Origin of the sequence: Cellulomonas humilata (genome assembly GCF_030814415.1) — a bacterium.
Classification (GTDB): Bacteria; Actinomycetota; Actinomycetes; order Actinomycetales; family Cellulomonadaceae; genus Cellulomonas; species Cellulomonas humilata_A.
In genome coordinates this window covers 55,061-79,462 of record NZ_JAUSVB010000001.1, presented here as the reverse complement: position 1 = coordinate 79,462, position 24,402 = coordinate 55,061, and the positions used below count along the sequence as shown (strand labels likewise).

The following is a 24,402-nucleotide window of genomic DNA, read 5'->3' as shown; positions in this document are numbered from 1 at the left end:
GCAAAACTTCGGGTGGAGGCGTCAAGGTTCCGTCAACACCACCCGTCTGCGCCCTGATGCGGGCGTAGACCTGCGGTTGCGGCCCTGGTGAGAGGGCCGTCGGCGGCTCCGAGAAGGCGCCGCCGACCGTCGTCGAAAGCGCTGTGAGACCCATGGCCGACCTGGCCTTCCTCGCGCTGACCGTGGCCTTCTTCGCCACCGTCGCGCTGCTCGCCCGCCGGGCGGACCGATCATGAGCGGCCTGGACATCACCGGCCTGGTCGTGGCCGGTGCGCTCCTCGTGTACCTGGTGGTCCAGCTGCTGCGCTCGGACAAGGTCCGATGAGCGCCACGTGGACCGCGATCGGCCAGATCGGGATCGTCGTCCTGGTCCTCGCCGCCGCGCACCGACCCCTCGGTGACTACATCTTCCGGGTCCTGACCTCGCCCAGGCACCTCGCCGTGGAGCGGGTCGGGTACCGCGTCATGCGGGTCGACCCCGACGCCGAGCAGAGGTGGAGCACCTATCTGCTGTCCCTGCTCGGCTTCTCGCTGGCGTCCGTCCTGGTCCTGTTCGGCCTCGGCCGGCTCCAGGACAGGCTCCCGCTCGACATCGGGATGTCCCCGCTCGACCCGGCGGGCGCGTGGAACACCGCGGTCTCGTTCGTCACCAACACGAACTGGCAGTGGTACTCGGGTGAGGCGGCCGCCGGCCACCTGTTCCAGATGGCCGGGCTCGCGGTGCAGAACTTCGTGTCCGCCGCGGTCGGCATCTCCGTCGTCGCGGCGCTGACCCGTGGGTTCGCGCGGCACGGGACCGACTCCCGCGTCGGCAACTTCTGGGCGGACCTCGTCCGGGTGACCGTGCGGGTGCTGCTGCCGCTCGCGTTCGTCGCCGCCCTCGTGCTCATTGCCGGCGGCGTGATCCAGAACCTCAGTGCCCACACCGAGATCGGGACGCTGGCCGGCGGCACGCAGTCCGTGCTCGGCGGGCCGGTCGCCTCCCAGGAGGCCATCAAGGAGCTCGGGACCAACGGCGGCGGCTTCTTCAACGCCAACTCCGCGCACCCGTTCGAGAACCCGACCCCGTGGACCAACGCCCTCGAGGTCGTCCTGCTGCTGCTCATCCCGTTCAGCCTGCCCCGCACGTTCGGCCGGATGGTCGGCGACCGCCGGCAGGGCTGGGCGATCCTCGCCGCGATGTCGACCCTGTGGATCGCTGCCGTCGGCCTGCTCACCTGGGCCGAGCTGGCCGGGCCCGGCCTGGTGCCTGCGGCTGCCGGGGGCGCGATGGAGGGCAAGGAGCTCCGCTTCGGCGAGGCCGCGTCGGCGCTGTTCGCCGCCTCGACGACGATGACCTCGACCGGTGCCGTCAACTCGATGCACGACTCGCTGACCGCGCAGGGCGGCGGTGTCGCCCTCGTCGGGATGCTGCTCGGGGAGGTGTCGCCGGGCGGCGTCGGCAGCGGGCTCTACGGGATGGTCGTGCTGATCATCGTCGCGGTGTTCCTGGCCGGACTCATGGTCGGGCGCACGCCCGAGTACCTGGGCAAGAAGATCGGCCGCCAGGAGATCACGCTCGTCGCGCTGTACGTGCTGACGATGCCCGCGGTCGTGCTCATCGGCTCCGCGATCGCCGTCTCGGTGCCCGCGGGCCTGGCCGGGCAGCTGCAGGGCGGTCCGCACGGGCTCTCGGAGATCGTCTACGCCTTCGCGTCCGCCGGGAACAACAACGGCTCCGCGTTCGCGGGCTTGACCGTGGGCACGCCGTTCTACAACACGCTGCTGGGCCTCGCGATGCTGGTCGGCAGGTTCGTGCCGATCGCGCTCGTGCTGGCCCTGGCCGGCCGGTTCGCCAGCCAGCGCAAGGTGCCCGAGGGCGCCGGCACGCTGCCGACCCACACGCCGTTGTTCGTCGGCCTCCTGGTGACTGTGACCCTCGTGGTCGTCGGCCTCACGTTCGTCCCTGTCCTGTCCCTCGGTCCCGTCGTGGAGTCCCTGTCATGAGCACCACCCTTCTCGAGAATCCGCCGGTCACCCCGCACAAGGTGGCCGCGGCTCCGACGGCCCTGTCCCCGCGACAGCTCGCCGCCGCTCTTCCCGGCGCACTGCGCGGGCTCGACCCGCGCAGGCTCTGGGACTCGCCGGTCATGTTCGTCGTCGAGGTCGGTGCCGCGTTCACCACGGTGCTCGCGGTCGCCGAGCCGAGCGCGTTCGCCTGGTCGATCACCGTCTGGCTGTGGCTCACCGTCGTGTTCGCGACGCTCGCGGAGTCCGTGGCTGAGGGGCGTGGCAAGGCACAGGCGGCCAGCCTGCGGGCCACGCAGCGGGAGACGACTGCCCGCAAGGTCGTGGGATCCAGCACCGCCGAGGTGCCCTCGTCGTCGCTGCAGGTCGGCGACGTCGTGGTCGTCGTCGCGGGGGAGACCATCCCCGGTGACGGCGACGTGATCGAGGGTGTCGCGAGCGTCGACGAGTCCGCGATCACGGGCGAGTCGGCACCGGTCATCCGGGAGTCCGGCGGGGACCGGTCCGCGGTCACCGGCGGCACGGTCGTCCTGTCGGACCGGATCGTCGTGCGGATCACCGCGCCGGCCGGCCACACCTTCGTCGACCGCATGATCGCGCTGGTCGAGGGCTCGGAGCGGCAGAAGACACCGAACGAGGTCGCGCTCAACGTCCTGCTCACCACGCTGACGATCGTGTTCCTGCTGGCGGTCGTCACGCTGCAGCCGTTCGCGGTGTACTCGGGCGCGCCGCAGACCCTGATCGTGCTGGTCGCGCTCCTGGTCTGCCTCATCCCGACCACCATCGGCGCCTTGCTGTCCGCGATCGGCATCGCGGGCATGGACCGCCTGGTCCGCCGCAACGTGCTCGCGATGTCCGGTCGCGCGGTCGAGGCCGCGGGCGACGTGGACGTGCTGCTGCTCGACAAGACCGGCACCATCACGCTCGGCAACCGGCAGGCCGCGGACCTCATCCCCGCCGCCGGGATCGACCCGGCGCTCCTCGCGGACGCCGCCCAGCTGTCGTCGATGGCCGACGAGACGCCGGAGGGGCGCTCGGTGCTGGTGCTGGTCAAGGAGCGGTTCGGGCTCCGCGAGCGGCCCGAGGGTGACCTCGTCGGCGCCGAGCTGGTGCCGTTCCAGGCGCGGACCCGGATGAGCGGCGTCGACCTGCCCGCCGCGGCAGACCGACCCGCGCGGTCGGTCCGCAAGGGCGCTGCGGCCGCGGTCACCCACTGGGTCCGGTCCACGGGCGGCCACGCGGGCGACGACGTCGCGGCGACCGTCGACGCGATCTCCGCGTCGGGCGGTACCCCGCTGGTCGTCGCAGAACAGCTCGACGACGACCCGGCGCGCGTCCTCGGGGTCATCCACCTCAAGGACGTCGTGAAGGAGGGCATGCGCGAGCGGTTCGACGCGCTGCGGGCGATGGGCATCCGGACCGTCATGGTCACCGGCGACAACCCGCTGACGGCCAGGGCGATCGGGCTCGAGGCGGGCGTGGACGACGTGCTCGCCGAGGCGACCCCCGAGGACAAGCTCGCCCTGATCCGCCGTGAGCAGGAGGGCGGTCGGCTCGTCGCGATGGCCGGTGACGGCACGAACGACGCCCCGGCGCTCGCCCAGGCGGACGTCGGCGTCGCGATGAACACCGGGACGACCGCCGCGAAGGAGGCCGGCAACATGGTCGACCTCGACTCGAACCCCACCAAGCTGCTGGAGATCGTCGAGATCGGCAAGCAGCTGCTCATCACGCGCGGGGCACTGACGACGTTCTCGGTGGCGAACGACGTCGCCAAGTACTTCGCGATCCTGCCCGCGATGTTCGTCGTCGCGTTCCCGCAGCTGGGCGTGCTCAACGTCATGTCCCTGACCAGCCCGCAGTCGGCCATCCTCTCGGCCGTCATCTTCAACGCGCTGATCATCGTGGCGCTGCTCCCGCTGGCCCTGCGCGGCGTGCGGTACACGCCGTCGTCGGCCAGCGCCCTGCTGCGCCGCAACCTCCTGGTCTACGGGCTCGGCGGCGTCATCGCCCCGTTCCTCGGGATCAAGCTCATCGACCTGCTCGTCACTGCCCTGGGGATGTCCTGATGACGATCACACGCCAGCACTATTCGTCCGGCTCCGACACGGTCGCGTTCGCGCGCCAGACGTGGGCAGGCCTGCGCGTGCTGCTCGTGCTCACGGTCCTGCTCGGGTTCGTCTACCCCCTCGCGGTCACCGGCATCGCGCAGGTCGCGTTCCCGTGGCAGGCGAACGGGTCGCTCGTCTCGTCGACGGGGGAGCGCGTGACGTCGCGCGACGACGCCGTGGGCTCGCTGCTGATCGGCCAGGGCTTCGACGGCCCGGAGTGGTTCCACCCGCGTCCGTCGGCCGCCGGCGACGGCTACGACACCCTCGCGTCCGCCGGGTCGAACCTGGGCCCGCTCAACGAGGACCTCCTGGCCACCGTCGTGGAGCGACGGACCGCGGTGGCGGACGCGGAGGGCGTCGAGCCGCAGGACGTCCCCGTCGACGCCCTGACGGCGTCGGGATCCGGGCTCGACCCGGACATCTCGCCGGAGTACGCGGAGCTCCAGGTCGCTCGTGTCGCGCGGGAGCGGGGGCTCTCGCAGGACGAGGTTCGCGCACTCGTCGAGGACGCCACCGTCGGTCGCGATCTCGGCGTGCTCGGCGAGCCTCGGGTGAACGTGCTCCGCCTGAACCTCGCACTGCAGACAATGGGCACATGATCCGACCCGACGAGGGCGGCGCCGGCCCGCGCCGTGGCCGGCTGACCGTCTACCTCGGCGCCGCCCCCGGCGTCGGGAAGACGTACGCGATGCTCGACGAGGCCCACCGCCGCCTGTCCCGCGGGACGGACGTGGTGGTCGGCTTCGTCGAGGACCACGGCAGGCTGGCGACGGCGGCACTGCTCGAAGGGCTGGAGGTCCTGCCGCGCCAGGTCCTGACCCATCGCGGGAGCGAGTTCACGGAGCTGGACGTGCCCGCGGTGCTCGCCCGGGCGCCGCAGGTGGTGATGATCGACGAGCTCGCGCACACCAACGTGCCCGGCAGCGTGCACGCCAAGCGGTGGCAGGACGTGCACGACCTCCTCGCGGCCGGGATCGACGTGGTCACGACCGTGAACGTGCAGCACCTGGAGTCTCTGAACGACGACGTCGAGGCGATCACGGGCGTCAAGCAGCGCGAGACCGTGCCGGACCACGTCGTGCGCGACGCGGACCAGATCCAGCTCGTCGACCTCGCGCCCGAGGCCCTGCGCCGACGGCTCGCGCACGGCAACGTCTACCGGGCCGAGCAGATCGACGCGTCCCTGACGCAGTACTTCCGTGTCGGCAACCTCACGGCGCTGCGCGAGCTGGCGCTGCTGTGGCTGGCGGACCGGGTGGACGACGCGCTGACCACGTACCGGCGCGACCACCGGATCGAGTCGCCGTGGCCGGCCCGCGAGCGCGTCGTCGTGGCCGTCACGGGAGGGCCGGAGGGGGACACGCTCCTGCGGCGCGGGGCGCGGATCGCCCAGCGCGCGGCGGGCTCGGAGCTCCTGGCTGTGCACGTGCTGGCCACCGACGGGCTGCCGAGCGCCCCGCCCGCGCGCATCGCGGAGCAGCGCGCTCTGGTCGAGTCGCTCGGCGGGACGTTCCACACGGTCGTGGGGGAGGACGTCCCGAGCGCCGTCGTGGACTTCGCGCGCGGGGTGAACGCCACGATGATCGTCGTCGGTGTGTCCCGGCGCAGTCGCTGGAAGGAGGCCGTCCGGGAGAGCAACGGGACCGAGATCGCGCGCCTCGCCGGCATGATCGACGTCCACCTGGTGACCCACGAGCGGGCTCGGGCCGGCAGCCGCCGGACCGGCCGCGGCTCCGCGTTGTCCGGGCCGCGGCGGACCGCCGGCTGGGTGGTCGCCCTGCTCGGGCCCGTCCTGCTCACGCTCCTGCTCTCGGCGATGGGCGAGCTCGTCAGCCTGCCCACCGACCTCATGCTCTTCCTCGCGCTCACCGTCCTGGTCGCGCTCGTCGGCGGACTCTGGCCCGCCATCGTCAGCGCGGTCGTCGGCTTCCTGCTGCTCAACTGGTTCTTCACGCTCCCCACCGGGAAGCTCACCATCGCCGAGCCCGAGAACGCACTCGCGCTGGGGGTGTTCCTGCTGGTCGCGGCCGGTGTCGCCTCGGTGGTGGACCTGGCAGCCCGGAGGACGACCGAGGCGTTCCGCGCCCGCGCCGAGGCGTCCGCCCTCGCCGCGATCTCCCGGTCGGTCCTGTCGGGCGAGGACACCGCGGCCGCGCTGGTCGCCCGGCTGCGCGAGACGTTCACGCTCGAAGCGGTCTCGCTGCTCGCCAAGAGCGGCAGCGGGTGGGAGGTCCTGGCGACGGACGGCGTCGCCCCCGCGCTGGACCCTGAGGCCGCCCAGGCGGTGCTCGTGGTCGACGACGAGCGGGTGCTCGCGCTCACGGGCCGGGTGCTCCCCGCGAGCGACCGCCGGGTGCTGGAGGCCTTCGCGTCGCAGGTCGGGATCGTGCTCGAGCAGGAGCGCCTGCGCGCCCAGGCCGAGCAGGCACGCATCCTCGGTCAGGCGGACGCCACCCGCACCGCTCTGCTGGCCGCCGTCTCGCACGACCTGCGCACGCCGCTCGCGACCATCCGCGCCTCCGTGGACGGCCTGACGTCCACGGACCTCGACCTCGACGACGCCGACCGCACGGCCCTCGTCGGGACGCTGGAGGAGTCCACCGCGCGCCTGGAGCGGCTCATCGACAACCTGCTCGACCTGTCCCGGCTGCAGACCGGTAGCGTCCGACCCGTGCTGCGGGCGACGAGTCTCGACGAGATCGTGCCGTTCGCGGTCGAGGGCTACCCGCCGGGCGCCGTCGTGCTTGACGTCCCGGACGACCTGCCGCTCGTGCACACCGACCCGGGCCTCCTGGAGCGCGTCGTCGCCAACCTCGTCTCCAACGCCGTGCGGCACGCGAAGGCCGGCAGCCCTGTGGTCGTGGGGTCGGTGGTAGTCGGCAACGACGTCGTCGTCCGGGTGGTCGACGACGGACCCGGCGTCCCCGACGACGTCAAGGAGCACATGTTCGCCGCCTTCCAGCGGCTGGGAGACACCAGCGGCACCGGCCTCGGGCTCGGTCTGGCCGTCGCCGACGGGCTCGCGACCGCCGTCGGCGCCGAGCTGAGCGTCGAGGACACCCCGGGCGGCGGTCTGACGATGCTGGTGACGGTCCCGCTCGCGGAGACGGCAGCCTGATGGCCGGCAACAGGATCCTGGTGGTCGACGACGAGCCCGGGCTCGCGCACGCCCTGTCGATCACGCTGCGCGCCACCGGCTGGGACGTCACGACCGCCGGCGACGGCGCCTCGGCGATCTCGGCGGCGGCGGCGCACACCCCCGACGTCGTGCTGCTCGACCTCGGCCTGCCGGACATGAGCGGGCTCGACGTCATCACCGCGATCCGCGGGTGGAGCCACGTGCCGATCGTGGTCCTGTCGGCCCGGCAGCACGGGGAGGACAAGGTCGACGCCCTCGACGCCGGGGCCGACGACTACGTGACCAAGCCGTTCGCCATGAACGAGCTGCTCGCCCGCCTGCGTGCGGCGGTCCGGCGGGCGTCCGTCCCGTCCGACACCGACGACGCGGTCGTCACCGCGGGGTCGCTGACCGTCGACCTCGCCCGCCGGCGCGTGCTCCGGGACGGGGTCGAGGTCCGGCTGAGCCCGACGGAGTGGTCGATGCTCGAGGTCCTGGTCCGCAACCGCGGCCGGCTCGTCGGCCGCGTCCAGCTGCTCCAGGAGGTCTGGGGCCCGGGGTACTCCGACGAGACCCACTACCTGCGCGTGTACTCGGCCCTGCTGCGCCGCAAGCTCGAGGAGGACCCGGCCCACCCGCGGCACATCATCACGCAGCCGGGCATGGGATACATCTTCGAGACGTGATCGGCCCGGACCGCGCGCTCAGGACCCCCGGGGCGCGTACATGATCACGGAGACCCCGAGCAGGCAGATCGCGGCGCCGATGATGTCCCAGCGGTCGGGCTGGAACTTGTCGACGAGCACTCCCCAGGCGAGGGACCCGGCGACGAAGATGCCGCCGTACGCGGCGAGGATACGGCCGAAGCTGGCGTCGGGCTGCAGGGTGGCGACGAACCCGTAGGCGCCCAGAGCGAGAACCCCGGCACCGATCCACAGGACGCCGCGGTGCTCTCGGACGCCTTGCCAGATGAGCCAGGCGCCCCCGATCTCCGCGACCGCGGCCAGCGCGAACAGGGCGACGGAGCGCAGGAGGGTCATGGGCAGCGAGTCTGCCTGCTCAGGCCGCCGACGCGGCACTCTGCCAGGGGCAGACCGGCGGCGAACCGGTCTGCCCTGCCACCGCGGTGGACGGCGACGTTGTCAGGTGTGCTCTCCCGGCCGTGGTGGGTCGCACCGGCTCGGATCATCAACCGCAGCCACCACCGCACTCGCAGGACGCCGCGGCCGCCTGCTGACGACGGCGGCGGACCCACCACGTCGTGGCGGCCGCTCCGGCCAGCACGAGCAGTGCGACGGCGACCCACCCGAACCCCGTCGTGAAGGCTGCGACCGAGGCGAGCACGCCGGCGCCGGCGAGCAGCGGAAGCGAGCAGGCGACGGCGCAGGCCACCACCACACCCAGGAGGGCGAGGCCGCCCTTGGCGGTGGTCGTGGCGGTGGTGCTGGTGGCGGTCATGTGGTCGGCTCCAGGGTCGGGTACGGCCGTGTCGCCGACCGGCGGCACGGTGTCGTGCGGGTGGGGTCAGACGGGTGCGCCGAACATCGCGGCGACGATCTCGGCGGCGTCGGCGGGTGCCTGCACGTCGAGTCGGATCTGGCCGGGGGTCAGGCGGACGGTGAAGGTGAAGAAGGTGCAGCAGTCCTGCTCGGCTGCGGCCAGGCGAGCGATCTGCGCCGCCAGGTCTCCCTCGGCCGGGAAGACCAGTGAGACGCCGCCGTCGATGGTCCGGCGGTCGACGGCGCGCGCGACCAGCTCCTGCCAGTCGGAGACCTGGTCCGGGACGGCGTCCGGCCGCAGCGTGCAGGCGATCGCCTCGTTGTCGGCCGTCAGTGGCGTGAGAGTGAGCGGGACGAACGTCCGCCGCGGGCTCGTCGGCTCGATCGTCACGGTGGTGCACGGGCAGTCGGCACCGCATGCTCCGGCGGTCGGGGCGGCGGCCAGGCGGCCCGAGACGTCCTGCAGCTGAGCGGCGAGCGCGACGAGCTCACCGATCCGGGTCTGCGTCTCGGCCAGTCGCACCGCGACCATCTCCACCACCTGGTGCGCCACGCTCGTGCAGTCCTCGACGTCGTAGGCAGCGGCCAGGGCCTTGACGTCGGCGAGCGGGATCCCGAGGTTCTTGGCCGCGGTGATGAAGCGCAGCCGGGCGAGATCGCTCTCGTCGTACACCCGGTACCCGTTGGGCCTGCGCCCCGGCGCGGGCATCAGACCGATGTCCTCGTAGTAGCGCAGGGTGGTCCTCGGCACCCCGACGACGTTCGCTGCTTCGGCGATGCGGTAGGTCATGTGGTGACCGTAAACCTTCGACCCGACTCGAAGGTCAAGAGGCAGCGGCGACGTCGGTGGACACCGGGTCGTCGCCGGGTCTACGTCTGTGGCTGAGATGCGCCTTCGACCGTGGGATCTGCCGCAGGGGCGGGGCGAAGGGCGGTGGCGCTCACGGCTGCGGTACCGGCGGTGACCGCTGCCAAGACGCCGAGCGCCACGGGCAGGCTCGCCGCGACGGCGACCGCGCCGACCAGCAGCGGACCACCCGCGTCACCGATCTCCCGGCCCAGCTCAGCGGTACCCATCGTGCGGCCCATGCGCTCCGGGGGTGTCGTCGCCGCCAGGTGGGCGAACGCGAGGGGTGTGGCGACCCCGATTCCCAGACCGACCAGGAGAGCGGCTGCGTAGATGGTGACCGGGTGCGGTGCCGCCGCGACGAGGAGGACCCCGACCGCCACGGCGACCAGGCCGGCGGGCGCCCAGCGCCGGGTGTCGATCCGGCCGTCGTCACGCAGGCGGCCCACCAGCGGCTGCACGGCGGTCGACGCGAGCGCGAGGACGGTCACCACCCCCATGCTGGCGGCCGTCCCGAGCCCGAGGGTGGTGCCGAGCAGGGGGAGGAAGCCCACCGCGACCCCGAGCGCCGCGGTGCTCGCCGCGAGCACGGCCGTCGGGACCAGGAACGACGGGACCGCCAGCTCGCGCGCGAGGTCCGCGACCGTGGAGCGCTGCCGCGGCAGGACGGGGAGGTTCGGCACCGCGACCGCGGCCCAGACCGTCGCGCCGGTCGCCAGCACCGCCAGCGCGATGAACAGCGCCTGCAGTCCGCCGAGGACCAGGAGCCCTGCGCCGAGCAGCGGACCGATCGCGTACCCGAGGCTCTTCCACGCGCCGTACCGGCCGAACGACCGCCCCGCGGCGGCAGGCCCGGCCACCCGCGCGACCGCCGACGACGATGCCGGGGAGAACGCCGACGCGGCGGCGCCCTGACCGAGCCGGGCCACAGCGAGCATCGCCGGTGCCGTGAGCACTGCTCCGAGCAGCGAGACGATCGCGAACGCGAGGAGTCCCCCCACGATGACGGGCTTGACGCCGATCCGGTCGCTCAGGGCCCCGAAGACGGGTTTGAGGATGACCTCGGCGAGGTCGTAGAGCGCGAGGAGCGCGCCGAACGCCAGCAGAGTCAGCCCGACGTCGTCGGTCTGGGTCCCCAGGGCGGCTGCGAGGCCGTGCGCCCCGAACGCGGTGGTGAACCCCGCGAGGTAGAGCGGAGCGATCGCCCGGACGGGCAAGGGGCGACGTGCTGAGGACGACTCGCTCACGCCCAGGACGTTACCGGCGGCCGACAGCGGCGCCGGGTGTCTGGGCGGTCAGGACGGGCACGGCGCCGGAGTCGCGGGCTCGACGAGCGCCCGCGCGGCTACCGGTGGGGCGTCGGGCGCGGCGCTCGACCGCGTCGCGAGGACCAGCCCGACCGCCGCCACGGCCACGACGAGCGCCGCGGGCACCGGCAGGGCGGCCGGTGCGGACCGCTCGACGACGAGACTGCCGACAGCCGCCCCCACCGCGATCCCGAGGTTGAAGACGACCGGGATGACGCCGCCGGCGGTGCCACGGTGCTCGGGGCCGGCGATCCGCATGATGAGCGTCTGGGCGAGCGGCGGGAGCGTGCCGGACGTGAGGCCCCACGCCACGAGCACGACGATGCCGACGGCCGGGCGGCCGTCGACCACGACCAGGGCGAGCAGCGACACCGCCACGAGGAACGTCGTGGTGACGAGCACCGGCGCGGTCCAGCCGTCCCGCACCCGGCCGACGAGCGCGAGCCCGAGGGCCGACGACGCCCCGAACACCAGGAGCGCCCCGCTCACGCCGCCGGGCAGCCCCGCGGACGCGTCGGCGACGAGCCGGGTGACGAACGTGAAGGCCGCGAAGTGCCCGACGAGCACGAGGCCGACCAGGCCGGCGACCACGAGCACCGGTCGCAGCTGCCCGACCGGGGCGGCGGCGCGCTCGTCGGCGGACCCGGTCACGACGGCGCGCGTCACGACCGCCCGCGCCAGCGCCGCCGCCACGCCGCCGAGCACGGCGAGCGACCCGAACGCCACCCGCCAGTCCCAGCCATGGGCGACGAAGCTCGCGAGGGGCACCCCGATGACGGTGCCGAGCGTCGCCCCTCCGAGCACCACCGCGACGCCCGTGGCGAGGTGGCGCGACGGCACGATGTCGGCGACGTGCGCGTTGACGGTCGCCCACAGCAGCCCGCACACGGCGGCGCCGAGCAGCCGGCTGGCGACGGCCGCCTCGTAGGTGGGTGCGACGGCGGTGAGCGCGGACGCGGCGGCGAAGACGACGAGCGCCCCGGCGACGACCGAGCGGCGGTCCCACCGGCGCGTGAGCCGGACCAGGGGGAACGTCGCGACGACCACGGTCAGGGCCCACAGCGAGACGAGCAGTCCGGTGCGCGCCTGCGTGACGCCGAGGTCGGCGCTCATCTGCGGCAGGACGGCCGTGGGGAGCATCTCGCCGGTGACCATGACGAACGTCGCACCGCCGAGGACCGCGAGGCTCGGCCACGGCAGCCGGGTGCGAGTGAGGGCGGGGGTGGTGGTCATGTCTTCGACGCTAAACTTTGACATCAGTGTGAAGGTCAAGCGGACCGGAGGATCGTCGTGAAGATCGGTGAGCTCTCCCGCCGCACCGGGGTCTCCACCCGGGTGCTGCGGTACTACGAGGAGCAGGGCCTCATCACGCCGGCGCGCACCACGAACACGTACCGCACGTACGACGAGCAGGACGTCGTCCGTGTCGAGCAGGTCGTCGGCCTGGTCCGGGCCGGTGTTCCTACCCGGCTGGCGAGGGTGCTGCTCGACCTCGAGGACACCCGGGCCGACGAGCTCGCCGCGTCGTGCACCCGACAGGTCGCCGAGATGCTCGCCGAGGAGCTGACCGGGCTCGACGAGCGGATCGCCTGCCTGACCAAGAGCCGCCGCACCCTGTGCGACTACCTCCAGCGGACCGAGCACGCGACCGCCGTGCTGGAGGGCGCCGTCGCGGCACCGGCCACGAGGTCGTGACTGCTCGTCGCGGTCCTGCGATCAGCCCGATCAGCGAGGGAAAGGTCCAGGACCCGTGCTCCGGAGTCCGACCGGTCACGTGCCTCCGGCACGACTTGGCTGCGAACCGGCGGCCAGGGCGGAGCCGACCTGGTCGGCGAGCAGCACGACGACACGGCGCTGTTCGACGGTGGGTCGGACGACTCGCGTCGATGCTGTGAGTGCGAAACGGCCCCGGACGACACCGCGGTGGCTCACGTCGAGCGCGATGACGTCGTCGGTCGGCAGTCCATGACGGTCGACGTCGACCTCGGCGCCGCGCTGCGTGACCGAGCCGTCGTGGTTCAGGCGGGTGGTCGAGCGCCCCTCGGTTCCGCTGGGCTCGAACCGGCACGCGTCGATCTCGAGTATCGCGACGATCTGCCGCCGGACGCGGTCGATCAGTGCCTCGGGCGTGGTCCCGACCTGGGCGACGATGTCTGCGGTGCCGAACACGCCGTCGAGGTAGCCGGCGCGGCGACTCGCCCGCGCCTCCTGGCGGCGACCCCACAGCGCGAGCTCGCTGACGGCGAAGCCGACGACCAGCAGCAGCACCGTCGCCTGGATGTCGTCGCTGTTCGTGACCTTGAAGCTGCCGTAGGGCTCGGTGAGGAAGAAGTCGAACCACGCGCCGGCGGACAGAGCGGCGAGGATGCCCGCCGAACGGAGGCCGGTGGCGGCGGCGGCGACCACCAGGAGAACCATGACGAGGGCCGCCGTGGTGGTCGTCACCCGGTCCCCGAGCGCGTGCAGTGTCGCCGCGACGATCAGTGGTGCCAGCGCCGCGTAGGCAAGCAGGACCCTTCGAGGGAACCGGACGAACGACGGGCTGTCCACCATCACTCCTCCTCTTGCGCGTGGCCCGGGATCGGTCGGCGGCCGGTGTCGACCGCGCGATCATCGAGCCTGGGCGGCGGCTCGAGTGCCCGTGCCGGGTGTTCCTCGAGCATGACGCCGTCGACGCCGCGCGGGCCGACAACGTTGCGTCAAGACCTCGGCCGAAGCCGTCAAGATTCCGTCAAGCACCCTGCGGCTCAGCCCGGAACGGACCTCGTCGAACCGTGAGCGACCGCCGTCACCCCTGCTGCACGTCGCGGCGGGTGAACCGGTGGATCCCGGTCCAGACGAGCGCGCAGGCGAGGAGGGTCAGGACCACGACCGGGGTCCACGACATCGGCTCGAGCGGCAGGTACGGCACGGCCGAGAAGGGCAACCCGTCCAGGAGCCACTGCGGCAGGCCGAACACGTCGCCGAGCATCGCGGCGAACCACATGGCCGCCAGGAGTCCCCACGTCAGGGGGACGGCGAGGCGGGGCAGCCAGCCGAAGAGCGCCACCGCGATCCCGACCAGCAGCATGACCGCGGGCCAGTACACGAGCGCGGCCCCGGCCATCGTCGCCGCCTGCGACGAGTCACCGACCACCGAGCCGTAGACCGCGCCGAGCAGACCACCGCCGACGAGCAGCAGCACGGCCGAGCCGACGACGGGTATGAGGAGCCGCTGCAGCGTCCAGCCGGTGCGGGACACTGCCCCGGCGAGCTGTGGCTCGATGAGCCCGCTCGCCTCCTCGGTGCGCAGGGAGACGGCCTGCTGGGTCGCGAAGATCGCGGTGACCAGCGCGATCATCCCCGCGAGCAGCGCGAGCAGCGCCTGGACGCCAGAGCCTCGCAGCAGGTCGTCCGCACCGCCGCCGGCGTCGTCGAGCAGGGCGGTCATCGCGTCGATGATCGAGCCGAACAGCAGGGCGGCGAGCACCACCGCGATGGACCAGCCGACGATCGGACCGCGCTGCAGGCGCAGACCGAGCCCGAGTGGCGACGCGAGCCGCACCGGTGCGTCGGCCGGTCCCGGTCGCTCCGGGCGCAGCCCGGCGCCATGGTCCCGCGTCGCCTCGATCCTGGTGGCGACGGCCAGCAGCGCGCCGGCGAGCACGAGGAGCAGCGCGAACGGCCACCACCGGTTGCCGGCGTACGGCTGCATGTACTCGCCCCAGCCGATCGGGGAGGCCCACGTCAGCGCCCCGCTACCGAGGTCACCGATCATCCGCACGACGTAGAAGCCGATGATCACGGTCGACGCCAGCGCGTTCGCGCCGCGTGACGTGGACGCCACCTGGCCGGCGACCGCACCGACGCCGAGCCCGAACAGGCCTACGCCGACGACCGAGGCGCCGAGGACGAACGACCCGGCGACGCCGGTTCCCGCGGGATCGAGCCCGTTCGCCGCGGAGAGCAGGGCGATGCCGAGCCCGACGGCGACGCAGAGCACACCGTGGACCACCCAGGACGCTGCGGAGTACGCGTGCACGCCCAGCATCCGCGAGCGCAGCAGCTCCGTGCGGCCGACCTCCTCGTCGGCCCGGCCGTTGCGCGTGACGAGGAACGCCACCCCGATCGCCAGGCTCAGGGCGATGGTCATCCAGCCCTTCGTCCAGACCGCCCCGCCGAGCGTGTCCGCCGCAGCCGACAGGCCGGTCAGCGCCTTGATGCCGGGGGTGTCGGACAGCGCGGCGAAGTCGTCGAGCGACGTCTGGGTCGGGAACAGCTCCTTGTAGTACGTCGCGATGTAGGCGAACATCCCGACGAGCACGACGAACCACACGGCCAGCCGGACACGGTTGCGGCGCAGGACGAACCGCACCATCGGTCCGGTGCCGGCGAGCGTGACCGCGGCGTGTCGGGGTGCGGCCGGCGCGACCTCGGGGGCGCGGACGGTGGCAGTCATCTCTGGCTCCCGCCGGAGAGCGCCGCCAGCTCGTCGCCGTAGTGGCGCAGGAACAGGGCCTCGAGCGACGGTGGGTTGGCCTCGAGCGAACGCGGGCGCAGGGCTGCGACCGCGGCCAGCACGGTGGGCAGCTCGGCGTCGTCGACCGCGAACGTCGTTCGGCCGTCGATGACCGCCAGGTCGTGCACGCCCGCGAGGGTCGCGAGCCCGTCGGCCCCACCGTCGAGCACCGTGCTCACCTGCGTGCGCGTGAGGTGCCGAAGCTCGGCGATCGTGCCGGACTCGACCGTCACGCCGTCGCGGATGATCGTCACCCGGTCGGCGAGCTTCTCGACCTCGGAGAAGATGTGGCTGGACAGCAGCACGGAGCGTCCGGCGGCCTTCACCTCGCGGATCGACTCGGTGAACGCCGCCTCCATGAGCGGGTCGAGCCCACTGGTCGGCTCGTCGAGCAGCAGCAGCTCCGCGTCGGAGGCCAGGGCCGCGACCAGGGCGACCTTCTGCCTGTTGCCCTTCGAGTACGTGCGGGCCTTCTTGGTCGGGTCGAGCTCGAACCTGTCGAGCATCGCCCTCTTGCGCGCGGGGTCGAGCGGCGCCGACAGGCGGCACAGGATGTCGATCGCCTCGCCGCCGGTCAGGTTGGGCCAGAGCGTGACGTCCCCAGGCACGTAGGCGATCCGCCGGTGCAGGGCGACGGCATCGCTCCACGGGTCACCGCCGAGGAGGCTCGCCCGTCCGCCGTCGGACCGGAGCAGGCCCAGCAGGATCCGGATCGTCGTCGTCTTGCCGGACCCGTTCGGTCCGAGGAACCCGGTCACCTGGCCGGTCGGGACCGCCAGGTCGAGCCCTCGAAGCGCGTGCACGGTTCCGAAGCTCTTCTCGAGGCCCTCGACCTGCAGGGCCATGGCGTTGCTGGACATGCCTGTTCCTTCGATTCATTGCCGGGGAGGGGTCGGTCGAGCGCTCTGTGTCGTTCTCGGTTCGGCGGGCTGGGACGCCTGCTGCTACCGCGGCGGGTCGCCGACGTAGAGGAGGTAGTCGTCGAGCATCCGCCGGGTGGTGAGGAAGCCCTCCGTGAACAGCTCGAGCGTGGGCAGGATCTGGTCCCGTTGTCCGTCCCGGGCCGACGTGACGAACTCCTCCGGCGTCGCCCCCGGGGACGTGAGGAACTGGATGAGCAGAGCGCCCATCGTCTGGTAGGTGAGGTACCGCAGGCGTGCCTCCTCGTCGCGCGACGGCCGCACGACGCCGGTCTCGACCCCCACCCGCATGACCTCCCGGACGCCGTCGATGAGGTGCTCGAGGAACTCTTGTGCGGGTTTCCCGCCGGCATGGATCGCGCGTAGCAGGTACACGACCAGCGGAGCGGCCGTGCTGGGTCCGGTGAGGTTCTGCAGGAGAGAGGCGCTGGGATCGGCGAGGCTGCTGGTCTTCAGCTCCTGGTAGTGGCGCAGCACCTCGGCGTCGCACTCCGCGCGCAGCGCCGTCTTCGAACCGAAGTGGTGGGTGATCAGCCCAGGAGAGACGCCTGCACGCTGAGCGATGGTCCGGAACGAGGCGTCGAAGCCCTCGTCGGCGAAGCACGCGATGGCCGCGTCCCGGATCCGGGCGCGCGCGGTGAGGTCGGACGCCCGAACCGCTCGCGACGCGGCTGTATGCATGACCAACACGCTATACACGTGACCAGCGACGAGCAAGGGATGGTCGACTGTGGACCCGTTCGGACGATGGGGGCGCGTCGGTGCGAGGAACGGCTCGAGCCTGCGGACAGGGTTGGCCGGCCGCTGCAGATCACGCGGCGGGGAGGACACGACGGGCTGGTGCCGTCCGTGGTCTTGTGTGTGCCCGCGAAAGGACTCGAACCTTCGACCTTCTGCTCCGGAGGCAGACGCTCTATCCACTGAGCTACGCGGGCCGCTCACCGACCCGGGGGTCGATGCGGAGCACGACACTACCAGCCGTCGCCGGCTCAGGCGGCAGCGCGCAGGGGGTCGGGCTAGTCGCTGAGGACGACCTGATCGACGATCAGATGCCCCCATGCGCCGGTCGCGTCGTCGAGCACCTGGACCTGGGCCTGCCGGCCGGCGAGGTCCGTGAGGTCCCATCGGACCGGCCGCAGCCGTCCGGTGTTGTCTCCGGTGGCTGTGCGGACGGGGCGGCCGTCCACCAGGAGGTTGACGGACGTGGCCGGCTCGATGCCGAGCGGGTGGTCGCCTCCGCCGACCAGCACGTTCAGGTACCGACGGTCCACCGTGAACGGTGGCGACGTGATCGTGCCGGTCGCGGGGTCCCCAGCACCCACGAAGGTGTCCAGCACCTGGGCGCCGACCTGGCCGGGGAGGGCCGTGGCGGTCGGGCCCGCACCGGCGAAGCTGCCGCTCGCGGTCCATCCCGAACCCCAGGAACCGGCCTCGAAGTCGCCCAGCACGCGCGCGGGCCGCTGCTCGGCGCCGGCGAGCTCCGTGATGGTCACGTCGGAGAACGTGGCGGCGCCGCCCGAGGTGTACAGCGCGATCCCGGTGTCGTCGGGGTCGGCGAACACCTGGCTCGAGTGGACATAACGACCCTCGTCGACGAACACCTCGACGGTCGTCCGGTCGACGAGGATGCGCAGGTGCACGCGGTCTGACGTCGGGTCGAACGGTGCGTGGCTCTCCCACTTCTCGCCCGACGGGTCGGGGTTGCCGGTGCCGCCACGGTTGAGGTAGCTGACGTCGCCGAAGATGCCGACGTCGGCGTGCCGGGTGCCGTCGGCCGACCTGCGCAGCTGCAGCCCGACGTTGTCGAGGTCGTCCCAGCTGATGTCGGCCTCCAGCTGGTAGGCGTCGCCGTGGTGGTCGAGCGGGAGGTGCCCGTCGACGCGGAACGTGCCGAGGTGGGCGACGGAGGTCGCCAGGTCCTCCAGGGCCGCGACCGGCTGCGAGACGAGGCTGTACTCAGCGCCGAAGCGCGCCAGCCGGATCTCGCGCACGATCGAGTCTGTGCCGTTGAACCCGTCGGCCGCCCACGTCGGTGTCGTGTACGGGTAGGACCAGCTGTTCATCCACCCGACAGCTAGCCGGCGAGCCTGCTGGCTGTCCGCCGGATCGGCCCAGGTGACGGCGCCGTACCAGTCGAACCCGTGGTCGAGCCACTGCGGGTCCGGGGCGTCGGGCACGAAAGTCGTCCCGTCGAACGAACCGGTCCAGTAGGCGTAGGTGCTCGGTGCTCCCGTGAGGTACCCGTTGCCGCTCAGGCCCATGACCCAGTGCAGGGTGCCGTCGTCGGCGCGGATCTGGAACAGGTCGGGGCACTCGAGGACGCCGAGCCCGGTGTTCACGTACTCCGAGACGCGGACCCAGTCCCGCAGGTTCGACGACGTCCAGAACCCGATGCGCTGCCCTTCTGCGATCAGGGCGACCCAGCGCTGCCGCTCGGCGTCCCAGATCACCTTGGGGTCGCGGAAGTCGCGGCGGCCGCCGTTCGGGATGACCGGATCCTCGCCGGCGGGCCGGAAGTTCCGTCCGCCGTCGGTGGAGTACCAGAGGAACTGCGCCTGCGGTCCGGACGCGTCCAGGATCTGCGCCGGTGTCGGGTGGTCCATCTGGGTGACCAGCATGATCACCGCACCCGGGCCGAAGCCGGCGGTGCCCGCGGTGTCCACGACGGCGGAGCCGGACCACAGGTCGTAGTTGGCGTTGGAGGCCTTCGGGGCGGCGACTCCCTGGTCGTGGAACACCACGTTGTCGGTGGTCGTCGCCAGCCGCCATGCCGTGCCCACGGCATCGTCGTAGTCGGCGTTGTACAGGTAGTAGTAGTGCGTCGTGCCGTCGATCACGACCGGGCGCTGGGGGTCGTTCTTCCAGTGGTCGGGCACCGTGAAGTGGTAGCGCGCGCGGTAGGAGTCAGCCACGTCGGCCGCCTGGGCGGGGGTCGGGTGCGGTGGGCCGACGGCGGCTGCGGCCACCAGAGCGGCGGCGAGCAGCAGCACACCGGAACGACGCAGGGATCGGCCAGCGGGGTCGTGAGTCATCGTCGACTCGCCTCTCGACAACGAGCGTGCTCGTCACCTCACGACGGCCGACGCTGGACGCGGAGGGGTGGAGCAGCTGCCTTCGGGGTGCTAAATCGATTGATCAAGCACATGGGACAAAGCCTTTCCCGGATGGACGGCAGGCGTCAAGAGCGGGCGGTCCAGCCCTCCCGCGCAGCCGCTGCACGGGAGGGCTGGACCCGCTGTCAGACCGCTGTCGGGCCGTTCCACGCAGCACCGTCGGGGCACCACGGGAGCCACGGCAGGAGCCGGCACAGGAAGTCACCGATCGCCGTGGGGACCTGCGTGGACCGTAGCGAGTCCGACTGGAGCAGCGCGGTGCTGTCCAGCTGGCCGTCTCGGGTGTCCGCCACCGAGATGCGCACCGTCGTCGGCTGCCGCGGGATGACGGTGGCGGTACAGGTCAACGGCACCGTGAACGCGTTCATCTCCGTGTCCTGGCCGACGGCGCCGGGGTCGTTCGGCGCGAAGTTCGCTACGTAGTACTCGCTGTTGACCGACGCGTTCACGGTCGAGGTCCCGACGAGCGTGTCGGATCCGGGGACGAACGAGCACGGGGTGCCGTCGACCCAGACCGCGAAGGCGTCCCCGTACCCGGTCGCCGCCCATGTGGCGTACTCCTCCGAGCCGAGGACGTAGGTGAGCAGGAGCCTGCGGCCCTGGGGGACGACGTCGATGGTCAGGGTGGCCGCGTCGTAGGTCGTGGCGCCGACCAGGTCGGTGAGAGGTCCGTCACCCGCACCGCCGAGGTCGCCGGTCGTGGTGAGCGAGCTGTTGGGGCCGAGCACCGCGGACCGTGTGAAGTCCACGTCGTCGTCGGAGGTCGGGTCCGCGTCGATCAACGAGCCGGACGTCAGCGCCACGCCGGTCGTCGGGAAGGCGCCGAAGCCTGAGTCCGCGAAGAGTCCGGCCTGCACGGCCGCACCGGAGAATGCGGCCGACCTGACCGTCACGTTCCGGCCCGTGAGCGCGCTGGCCAACGAGATCGGGTTCGTCTCGCGCAACGTCGTCACGCTCTGGCCGGGGGAGGCCTGCGCCGCGCTCGTCAGTGAGCCGGCGGTCAGTGCCGTCAAGGCGATCCCTACGATCGCCGCGCGTGCGCCCCTTCGCGCACCGCGTCCTGTCATCGGAGGCTTCATGATGCTCCAGGTCCTCGTCGGGTGCGTCGACCGGGCTCGTGCCTGGCCGGCGCGGGCGCGCTGGGCGCGCCGGGTCGCGATGGGGGATGCATCGGTCGTCTACCCGAGGTGGTGCACCGCCTCAGAGCCGAGGCGTGCACCTGGAGCTGCGTCGCCGACGGGTCGGCGACGGTCGTTCGCGTTCCCTTCTCCGTGCCGACCGCGGGGCTCGCGGGATGGTCAGCTGAAGCAGCTGAGGGCGGCCGTGTCTCGACCGCGGGGACCCCGGAGGGCGGCCCTGCGAGAGCCGCTCCGGGGGTTACGAGAGTCAGGCGTACACCCGCACCCGGATGCCGTCAACCGGGTGGTGACGGTTGTCACGACGAACTGTGATGCGCCCCTTGACAGGTCATCAGACGCGGTGCCTACCCTGACCGCGGTGGGGGAGGACGGGGTCGTCGCTCGAGTATCTGCACGTTCACTCGAGGGAGCGAACCGACGTGAATTCATCGACCAGCACACCCCGGCGGCGTGCGGCCGGCAGGACGGCGACAGCCGTCGTGACCGCGTCCGTGCTCGTCGCGACCGGCCTGCTGGGCGCACCCGCTGCGCTCGCAGACGACCCGGCGGCAACCAGCTCGCCGACCACCAGCCCGACGGTCACCGACGACCCGACGACAGCGGACCCGACCGTCACCGACGATCCGGCTGCCACGCCCGACCCGACCCCCAGCACCGAGGCGCCGGTGACAGAGGCGCCTGCGCCGCCCGCCGAGGACGACGGCGACGTGTCCGTGCTCCGGCTGCCCGGCTTCCCGGCGCCCTCGATCCACAGCCAACGGGCCTACGACCCGGAGGAGAACTTCACGGCGAGGTGGACCCGGGCCGACGCGCTCCAGCTGCGCGCGATGTCCGACCCGGACGCTCCGGCGGGCGCGAACTCCATGCCCCCTGAGTACTCCATGCCGGAGATCCCGCAGGACTTCCCGATCCTCACGGAGCCCGACGGCACCCAGGTCTGGGTGTGGGACACGTGGACCCTCACCGACGCGGTGTCCGACCAGCTCAGCTTCAAGGGCTGGGAGGTCATCTTCGCGCTGACGGCGGACCCGAACGCGGGCTACACGTTCGACGCCCGGCACACGCACGCGCGCCTCGGGTTCTTCTACCGGAAGGCGGACGTGCCGGCCGAGCAGCGACCTGAGAACGGGGGCTGGATCTACGGCGGCCTCGTGTTCCCGGACGGTGCCGCGGGCGCCATCTTCGAGGACCAGACCTTCACCACGGTCACCGAGTGGTCCGGATCGACGCGCCTCATGGACGGCAACAAGCTGCGGCTCTTCTACACCGCGGTGGCCTTCTACCGGAACGCGAACGACGAGGACATCAAGCCCGCGGACCCGCGGATCGTGCAGACGGAGGGCCGGATCTTCGCCGACGAGAACGGCGTCTGGATGACCGGTTTCCGGGACCAGCACCAGCTCCTGGTGCCGGACGGCACGTACTACCAGACCAAGGAGCAGAACCCGTTCGTCAACTTCCGCGACCCGTTCACCTTCGAGGACCCTGCCCATCCGGGAAAGACCTACATGGTGTTCGAGGGCAACACTGGGGGTCAGCGCGGGGCTGTGACCTGCACCGCGGCCGACCTGGGCTACCGCGACGGCGATGCGTACGCCGAGGACCCGGCGACCGTGACGGCGAACGGTGCCAACTTCCAGATGGCCAACGTCGGTCTGGCGGTCGCCGAGAACAAGGCGCTGACGCAGTGGCGGTTCCTCCCGCCGATCCTGTCCGGCAACTGCGTGAACGACCAGACCGAACGGCCGCAGATCTACCTGGAGAACGGCAAGTACTACCTGTTCACGATCAGCCACCGCAGCACCTTCGCGCGGGGTCCCGGGGTGGACTCCACCGATCCTCGGTTCTGGTACATGGACGGACCGGACGGCGTGTACGGGTTCGTCGGCAACGGGATCCGGTCGGACTTCCAGCCGCTCAACGAGGGCAGCGGGCTCGCGCTCGGCAACCCGACCAACCTCGCCTACGGGATCGGCACGTCGGCCGCGCCCGCCGAGGGTCAGTCGCCGTACACGTTCCAGGCCTACTCGCACTACGTGATGCCGAACGGGCTCGTCGAGTCGTTCATCGACGCGATCGGCAACCCGGACGTGCGACGCGGCGGGACGCTCGCCCCGACCGTGCACCTGTCCATCGCGGGGGCGTCGGCCGTGGTCGACCGCAGCTACGGGGACGGCGGGCTCGGCGCGTACGGGGACATCCCGGCGAACAAGGTCCAGCCGGTCGATCCGGCGCCCGATCCGAGGCCGGTCCCCTGACGGCGTCGGGCCATGTGCGCAGCTGACCCCCGCGTCAGCGGGGGTCAGCTGCGGCGCGCACTCCGAGGGCTCGTCGTCGCCGTCGTCGCGCCGGTCCTCGTCCTTTGCGCGTGCACGCCGCCGCACGATCCGCGTCCGGCCCCGTCGCCGCTGACCTCGTACGCCGAGCCGTGGCGCCCGCAGTTCCACTACACGCCGCCCGACGGGCGGCTCGCCGACCCGAACGGCCTGGTGTTCGACGCCGGCGAGTGGCACCTGTTCCACCAGCAGGGCGGCACGTGGGCGCACGCGGTCAGCCCGGATGCGGTGCACTGGACGACCCTGCCGAACGCGCTGCAGCACGACGATCTCGGGCAGGCCCTCTCGGGCAGCGCCGTCGTCGACGGCGCGAACACGAGCGGGCTGTTCGACGGACCGGACGGAGGCCTCGTCGCGATCTACACGAGCACCACGGGCGGCGAGGCCCAGAGCCTGGCGTACTCGTCCGACGCCGGGCGCACGTGGGACCGGTATGGGGGCAACCCCGTCATCCCCAACGACGGGCGCAAGGACTTCCGTGACCCGAAGGTGTTCTGGCACGAGCCGACCCGCCGCTGGGTGATGGCCGTGAGCCTGGGCGACGAGATCGGGCTGTTCTCGTCGACCGACCTGCTCGACTGGGAGGAGCTCAGTCGGTTCGGGGCGGGGCACGGGCTGCACAGCGCCGTGTGGGAGTGTCCCGACCTGTTCCCGCTGCGTGTCGACGGGGACCCGGACCAGGTGCGGTGGGTGCTGACCGTCTCCGTCGGGGCCAGCGATGCGACGGACGGTTCGACGGCGCAGTACTTCGTCGGCGACTTCGACGGGACCACGTTCGTCCGCGACCCCGCGGTCCCACCGGAGACGGTCCAGGAGACCGACGTCGGGCAGGACTTCTACGCCGCGCAGTCGTACGAGCAGGCTCCCGACGGGCGACGCGTGTGGATCGGGTGGATGGGCAACTGGCGGTACCCGTATTCCGCGCCGACACGCCCCTGGACCAACGCCATGAGCGTGCCGCGCGACCTGGGTCTGCGTACCGTCGACGGTCAGGTGCGGCTCGTCCAGGCGCCGGTGCCGGAGCTCGGGTCGCTCCGCGGCGAGCCGACCCGCATCGGCCCGCGGGCGATCGGGCCCGACACGGTCCTGCCGTTCACGGGCTCGACGTTCGAGCTGGAGACCGAGATCGAGACCCGCGGCGCGCGACGGGTGAGCGTGCGGCTGCTCGAGAGCCGGGACGCGGCGGAGCGCCTCGTGGAGGCTGTCGAGGTCGGCTACGACGACGGGCAGCTCGTCATGGACCGCACTCGCGGCGGGACCACCGGCTTCAGTGTCCGACGCTCCGTGCCCTACCACCCCCGCGGCGGCGTCATCCGGTTGCACGTCCTGGTCGACGAGTCCTCGGTCGAGGTGTTCGTCGACGACGGGGCGCTGACCGGCACGATGGTGGTGTTCCCGAAGCGGGACGGTCGGGGGATGTCGTTGACCGCCGAGGGCGGTGATCCTCGCGTGCGCGAGCTGACGTACTGGCCGCTCCGCTCGATCTGGCGCTGAGCCCGGTGCCCGA

20 protein-coding genes and 1 tRNA gene are annotated in these 24,402 nt (G+C 72.2%); 9 read left to right on the top strand and 12 right to left on the bottom strand.

Going from position 1 to position 24,402, the window contains the following annotated elements:
* The first annotated feature begins 232 nt into the window (after positions 1 to 232).
* Genes J2X26_RS21675 through J2X26_RS00330 form a run of 6 tightly spaced genes read left to right on the top strand, consistent with a single transcriptional unit; the run spans position 233 to position 7,922 of the window.
* A complete protein-coding gene (locus J2X26_RS21675; protein ID WP_175346430.1) occupies positions 233 to 325 on the top strand; it encodes a potassium-transporting ATPase subunit F in 93 nt (30 codons plus the stop codon).
* Positions 322 to 1,986: a potassium-transporting ATPase subunit KdpA gene (kdpA, locus tag J2X26_RS00350; RefSeq protein ID WP_307488815.1), complete on the top strand. Its 1,665-nt coding sequence runs from the start codon at positions 322 to 324 to the stop codon at positions 1,984 to 1,986. Before J2X26_RS21675 ends, kdpA begins: the two co-directional genes overlap by 4 nt.
* Positions 1,983 to 4,076 carry a potassium-transporting ATPase subunit KdpB gene (gene kdpB / locus J2X26_RS00345; RefSeq protein WP_307488813.1) on the top strand — a complete coding sequence of 698 codons (2,094 nt, stop codon included), beginning with the start codon at positions 1,983 to 1,985 and terminating at the stop codon, positions 4,074 to 4,076. The genes kdpA and kdpB overlap by 4 nt, the downstream gene beginning before the upstream one ends.
* Positions 4,076 to 4,717, top strand: coding sequence for a potassium-transporting ATPase subunit KdpC (gene kdpC / locus J2X26_RS00340; protein ID WP_307488811.1), 642 nt, complete (start codon positions 4,076 to 4,078; stop codon positions 4,715 to 4,717). The genes kdpB and kdpC overlap by 1 nt, the downstream gene beginning before the upstream one ends.
* Complete coding sequence (locus J2X26_RS00335) at positions 4,714 to 7,236, top strand: DUF4118 domain-containing protein (protein WP_307488810.1); 2,523 nt, start codon at positions 4,714 to 4,716, stop codon at positions 7,234 to 7,236. The genes kdpC and J2X26_RS00335 overlap by 4 nt, the downstream gene beginning before the upstream one ends.
* A complete protein-coding gene (locus J2X26_RS00330) occupies positions 7,236 to 7,922 on the top strand; it encodes a response regulator (RefSeq protein ID WP_307488808.1) in 687 nt (228 codons plus the stop codon). Before J2X26_RS00335 ends, J2X26_RS00330 begins: the two co-directional genes overlap by 1 nt.
* An 18-nt stretch (positions 7,923 to 7,940) precedes the next feature.
* Here the strand turns inward: J2X26_RS00330 and J2X26_RS00325 are convergent, their stop codons facing one another.
* From J2X26_RS00325 to J2X26_RS00305, 5 genes are all read right to left on the bottom strand, one after another.
* Positions 7,941 to 8,276, bottom strand: coding sequence for a YnfA family protein (locus J2X26_RS00325; protein ID WP_307488806.1), 336 nt, complete (start codon positions 8,274 to 8,276; stop codon positions 7,941 to 7,943).
* 148 nt (positions 8,277 to 8,424) lie between these two features.
* Positions 8,425 to 8,694: a hypothetical protein gene (locus J2X26_RS00320; RefSeq protein WP_307488805.1), complete on the bottom strand. Its 270-nt coding sequence runs from the start codon at positions 8,692 to 8,694 to the stop codon at positions 8,425 to 8,427.
* 66 nt (positions 8,695 to 8,760) lie between these two features.
* Positions 8,761 to 9,525, bottom strand: coding sequence for a MerR family transcriptional regulator (locus J2X26_RS00315; protein WP_307488803.1), 765 nt, complete (start codon positions 9,523 to 9,525; stop codon positions 8,761 to 8,763).
* An 80-nt stretch (positions 9,526 to 9,605) separates the two neighbouring features.
* Entirely contained in the window at positions 9,606 to 10,829 is a 1,224-nt protein-coding gene (locus J2X26_RS00310; protein WP_307488802.1) for an MFS transporter, read from the bottom strand.
* Between the two features lie 48 nt (positions 10,830 to 10,877).
* Positions 10,878 to 12,122 (bottom strand): MFS transporter, encoded by a 1,245-nt coding sequence (locus tag J2X26_RS00305; RefSeq protein ID WP_307488801.1) that lies wholly within the window; start codon positions 12,120 to 12,122, stop codon positions 10,878 to 10,880.
* Positions 12,123 to 12,179: 57 nt separating this feature from the next.
* Between J2X26_RS00305 and J2X26_RS00300 the strand changes: the two genes are divergently transcribed.
* Positions 12,180 to 12,584: a MerR family transcriptional regulator gene (locus J2X26_RS00300; RefSeq protein WP_307488800.1), complete on the top strand. Its 405-nt coding sequence runs from the start codon at positions 12,180 to 12,182 to the stop codon at positions 12,582 to 12,584.
* 75 nt (positions 12,585 to 12,659) lie between these two features.
* On the opposite strand, the gene J2X26_RS00295 is transcribed toward J2X26_RS00300, so the two are convergent.
* The 7 genes from J2X26_RS00295 to J2X26_RS00265 form a co-directional block, all read right to left on the bottom strand.
* Positions 12,660 to 13,442 (bottom strand): DUF4118 domain-containing protein, encoded by a 783-nt coding sequence (locus J2X26_RS00295; protein ID WP_307488798.1) that lies wholly within the window; start codon positions 13,440 to 13,442, stop codon positions 12,660 to 12,662.
* A 235-nt stretch (positions 13,443 to 13,677) separates the two neighbouring features.
* Entirely contained in the window at positions 13,678 to 15,327 is a 1,650-nt protein-coding gene (locus J2X26_RS00290) for an ABC transporter permease (protein WP_307488797.1), read from the bottom strand.
* Complete coding sequence (locus J2X26_RS00285; protein ID WP_307488796.1) at positions 15,324 to 16,247, bottom strand: ABC transporter ATP-binding protein; 924 nt, start codon at positions 16,245 to 16,247, stop codon at positions 15,324 to 15,326. The genes J2X26_RS00290 and J2X26_RS00285 overlap by 4 nt, the downstream gene beginning before the upstream one ends.
* A gap of 84 nt (positions 16,248 to 16,331) precedes the next feature.
* Positions 16,332 to 16,988 (bottom strand): TetR/AcrR family transcriptional regulator, encoded by a 657-nt coding sequence (locus J2X26_RS00280; protein ID WP_307488795.1) that lies wholly within the window; start codon positions 16,986 to 16,988, stop codon positions 16,332 to 16,334.
* Positions 16,989 to 17,169: 181 nt separating this feature from the next.
* Positions 17,170 to 17,242, bottom strand: a tRNA-Arg gene (locus J2X26_RS00275).
* A gap of 81 nt (positions 17,243 to 17,323) precedes the next feature.
* Positions 17,324 to 19,339, bottom strand: coding sequence for a glycoside hydrolase family 32 protein (locus J2X26_RS00270; protein ID WP_307488794.1), 2,016 nt, complete (start codon positions 19,337 to 19,339; stop codon positions 17,324 to 17,326).
* A gap of 206 nt (positions 19,340 to 19,545) precedes the next feature.
* Positions 19,546 to 20,433, bottom strand: coding sequence for a choice-of-anchor L domain-containing protein (locus J2X26_RS00265; RefSeq protein WP_307488792.1), 888 nt, complete (start codon positions 20,431 to 20,433; stop codon positions 19,546 to 19,548).
* Between the two features lie 605 nt (positions 20,434 to 21,038).
* Between J2X26_RS00265 and J2X26_RS00260 the strand changes: the two genes are divergently transcribed.
* Positions 21,039 to 22,817 (top strand): glycoside hydrolase family 68 protein, encoded by a 1,779-nt coding sequence (locus tag J2X26_RS00260; RefSeq protein WP_307488789.1) that lies wholly within the window; start codon positions 21,039 to 21,041, stop codon positions 22,815 to 22,817.
* A gap of 12 nt (positions 22,818 to 22,829) precedes the next feature.
* Positions 22,830 to 24,389 (top strand): glycoside hydrolase family 32 protein, encoded by a 1,560-nt coding sequence (locus J2X26_RS00255; RefSeq protein ID WP_307488787.1) that lies wholly within the window; start codon positions 22,830 to 22,832, stop codon positions 24,387 to 24,389.
* Positions 24,390 to 24,402 lie beyond the last annotated feature (13 nt).